Annotated in this window: 3 protein-coding genes; 2 read left to right on the forward strand and 1 reads right to left on the reverse strand. The window is 65.2% G+C overall.

Annotated features, from left to right (window positions below; genetic code table 11):
* Positions 1-41 precede the first annotated feature (41 nt).
* A complete protein-coding gene (locus RMO04_RS18320; protein WP_309646206.1) occupies positions 42-536 on the reverse strand; it encodes a hypothetical protein in 495 nt (164 codons plus the stop codon).
* Positions 537-602: 66 nt separating this feature from the next.
* On the opposite strand from RMO04_RS18320, the gene RMO04_RS18325 reads away from it, so the two are divergent.
* A complete protein-coding gene (locus tag RMO04_RS18325; RefSeq protein ID WP_309646207.1) occupies positions 603-2,252 on the forward strand; it encodes a peptide ABC transporter substrate-binding protein in 1,650 nt (549 codons plus the stop codon).
* A gap of 235 nt (positions 2,253-2,487) precedes the next feature.
* The coding region (locus tag RMO04_RS18330; protein ID WP_309646208.1) for a TonB-dependent receptor plug domain-containing protein at positions 2,488-3,507 on the forward strand (1,020 nt) is incomplete at its 3' end.

A 3,507-nucleotide genomic window follows, 5' to 3' on the forward strand; every position in this document is an offset into this window, starting at 1 on the left:
GACGGCGCCGGGGCTCCTCGGGGAGGAGGAGCCCTGGCCGCCTACTTCACCCGTCTGGCGCGAACGGCGCGCTGACCGTCGGAGTTCAGGAAGTACGAGCCCATGGCGGCCCTGCGGATCTCGATCTTGGAGCCTTCCTTCGGCTGCCGGCCGAGGGGCTCGTTGTCGGTCTGGGCCCAGACGGCGCCGTCTTCCAGCTCGAACACCCACTTGCCGTCGCCGCCGCGATAGGCGCGCTTGGCCACGGACGCCAGGTTGTCGACCTCCTCAGGCTTCTCGGTCTTCTCGAACATCGACAGGCTGGGCAGATTGAACCCGAAAGCCTGACGGCGGACGGCCTTGGCCTGGTCGCGGTCGACCACCACGATGTCGCCCTTCTGCTCGGCTCCGGCCAGGGCTCCCACCACGGTGTCATAGCAGGCCAGGCGCTCGGCGGAGTCGGTCTTGGACTTGCAGTCGAGCAGGCTCTGAAACTGCGCGGCGCGGCCAATGGACTTGGGCTCGGCGCCGATCGCCGTTCCCGTCAGGCCGAGCATCGCCAGAGCCAGGAGCGCCAACTTTGTACGTGTTGAAAAGTGTGTCATCCGTGACCCATGATTTCGATGTCCCGCATTGATAGGGCGCTGCCGGCGCTCGGCAAGATATTGATGGTCGGACTGGCGGCGTTTTCGCTCGCCGCCTGCGCCCCGAAGGGCCCATCGCGACCGCCCTGTCCGCAGGGCCAGATCTGCATCGAGGCCGGCAACGTCTCCGACCCCGTGACCCTAGACCCTCACAAGTCGACGGGAACCTGGGAGGAGCGGATCATCTCGAACCTGATGATCGGCCTGACGGACGCCGACGTTGAGGGGCGGGCCGTACCCGGAATGGCGGAGCGCTGGGAGACCAGCGCCGATGGCCTGACCTGGACCTTCTATCTGCGCGACGCGACCTGGTCGGACGGCGTGCCGGTGACCGCCGACGACTTCGTCTTCTCCCTGCGCCGCATTCTAGATCCCGAGACGGCGTCCGAGTACGCCTCGATCCTCTACCTCATCAAGGGCGCGCAGCCTTTCAACGAGGGCAAGGCGCCCCGAGAGACCCTGGCGGTGCGCGCGGTGTCGCCGAAGGTGCTGGAGATCGTGATGGCCCACCCGGCGCCCTATCTGCCGCAGCTGGCCAAGCACTACACGATGTTCCCGGTGCCCAAGCATGTGGTCGAGAAGCTGGGCGCCGACTGGGTGAAGCCCGGCAACTATGTCTCGAACGGTCCCTACAACGTCACCGACTGGAAGCTGGGCGACTATGTCCGACTGGTGAAAAACCCGCGCTTCTACGATGCGGCCAATGTGTGCGTGGACCAGATCAACCTCTACCCGACACCGGACTCAACCATGGCCGAGCGTCGGGTGAAGCGCGGCGAGCTGGACATGAACGCCGACATCCAGTCGAATCGCATCGCCTTCCTGCGGGAAAGCATGCCGGGCTATGTGCGGACCCACACCTATCTGGGCGTGACCTACCTGGCGTTCAACGCCGCGGTTCCGGCGTTCAAGGACCAGCGCGTCCGCCTGGCGCTGACCATGTCCATCGACCGTGACTTCATCACCCAGAAGCTGCTGCGGGGCGGACAGAAGTCGGCCTACACCTTCGTGCCCCCCGGCGTGGCGGGCTACGAGCAGGCGAAGGCGCCGGAGTGGGCGGCCTGGTCGCTGGAGAAGCGACAGGCGGAGGCGCGCCGGCTGCTGGCCGAGGCGGGCTACGGCCCGGACAAGCCGCTGCGAATCGAGATCAAGCACCGCAACACGCCCGACCCCACGCTGTTCATGCCCGCCGTCCAGGCCGACTGGAAGGCGATCGGCGTGGACGCGCGGTTGGCGCAGAACGAGGCACAGATCGCCTACGCCGCCTATCGGGTCCGCGATTTCCAGGTCGCCGACGCGGCTTGGATCGCCGACTACAACGACGCCATGAGCTTCCTCTACCTGCAGCAGTCGTCCACCGGCCCGCAGAACTATGGCGACTACAACAATCCGGCCTACGACGCCCTGCTGGCCAGGGCCGACGCCGAGCCGGACGCCAAGGTGCGGGCAGGGTTCCTGGCGGAGGCCGAGAAGGTGATGCTGGCCGACGCGCCGGTCGCCCCGATCTACTTCTATGTGAACAAGAACCTGGTGGCGCCGAAGGTGACCGGGTTCGTCGACAATATCGTCGACCAGCATCGCGCCCGTTACTGGTGCGTTGCAAAGGCTGGATCAGCCCCAGGGGCCTGAGGCCCCCTCAAGGGTAAATTTGTGCGCGCAATGCGGCGGAGCCCACATTCTGTGACCAGAATGCGACAGGTTGTGGTCCTTTACATTGCCGACACGTAATGGGCGTTGACCCTTAACGCTTATGACTCGTAACTCCCTCGTAACCGAGCTCGGGTCCGAGCCTGGGACCGTACCTTTTGTGGGGAGCAGGTGCCGCGGGTCGTAAAGACCGGTGGACCGCTGGAGGATCTAGACCTTGAAAATCAACACCATGCGGGAACGCCTGTTGGCGTCTTCCATGATTTGCGGCGTGGCCCTGGCGGCCTTCTCCGCGACGACCGCCTACGCGCAGGACGAAGAAGTCCAAGAAGTCGTCGTCACCGGTTCGCGCATTGTCCGACAGGACTACGTCGCCACCAGCCCGATCGCCACCGTGACCGGTGAGCAGGCGGTCGCCAACGCCGACGTCACCCTCGACACCTATCTGAACACGCTGCCGCAAGTGAACCCGGCGGGTTCGACGACGTCGAACAACCCCGGCAACGCCGGCCAGTCGAACGTCGACCTTCGCGGCTTGGGCAACAACCGTAACCTGGTTCTCGTCGACGGCCGCCGTCCGATGGTCTCGGCCAACACCCTGACGGTCGACCTCAACACCATTCCCCAGGCGATGGTCGAGACGATCGAAGTCATCACCGGCGGCGCGGGCGCCACCTACGGCGCCGACGCCGTGGCCGGCGTGGTGAACCTGAAGATCAAGTCGAACTTCGAAGGTCTGGACCTGCGGGCCAGCTATTCGGACTCGACCGACTATCAAGACTCCAAGGAGTTCAACATCTCCGCGGTGCTGGGCGGCAACTTCGCCGACGGCAAGGGCAACGCCATCTTCGGCTTCGACCGCTCGTTCCGCGAATCGATCCTGAAGGGTCAGCGTCCGTTCTCCGCCCTGGCGACCTCCACCACGGGTACGCCGCCGGCCGGCGTCGTTCGCTACAATGGCGGCAACGCCATTCCGCTGTCGGCGGTCCAGGCGCTGTTCGCCACCTATGGCGTGGCGCCGAGCGCCGTGAGCAACGGCTCGGGCTCGCTGGGCTTCAACCTGGACGGCACGCTGTTCTACGGTGGTGTGGGTAACAACCCGACCCTCAACGTCCAGAACTTCAAGTACCCGGTCGACGTCAACGTCAACACCCGGTTCTTCCCGGACTTCTACAGCTACACCTTCGATGCTCCGAACCTGCTGACGCTCCCCCTGGACCGTTACTCGTTCATGACC

It is taken from the genome of Phenylobacterium sp., assembly GCF_031412415.1.
Lineage (GTDB): Bacteria > Pseudomonadota > Alphaproteobacteria > Caulobacterales > Caulobacteraceae > Phenylobacterium.

Coding starts and splice junctions, on each gene's coding strand:
- RMO04_RS18320 (WP_309646206.1), bottom strand. CDS start 536: ATGCTCGGCCTGACGGGAACGGCGATCGGCGCCGAGCCCAAGTCCATT.
- RMO04_RS18325 (WP_309646207.1), top strand. CDS start 603: ATGTCCCGCATTGATAGGGCGCTGCCGGCGCTCGGCAAGATATTGATG.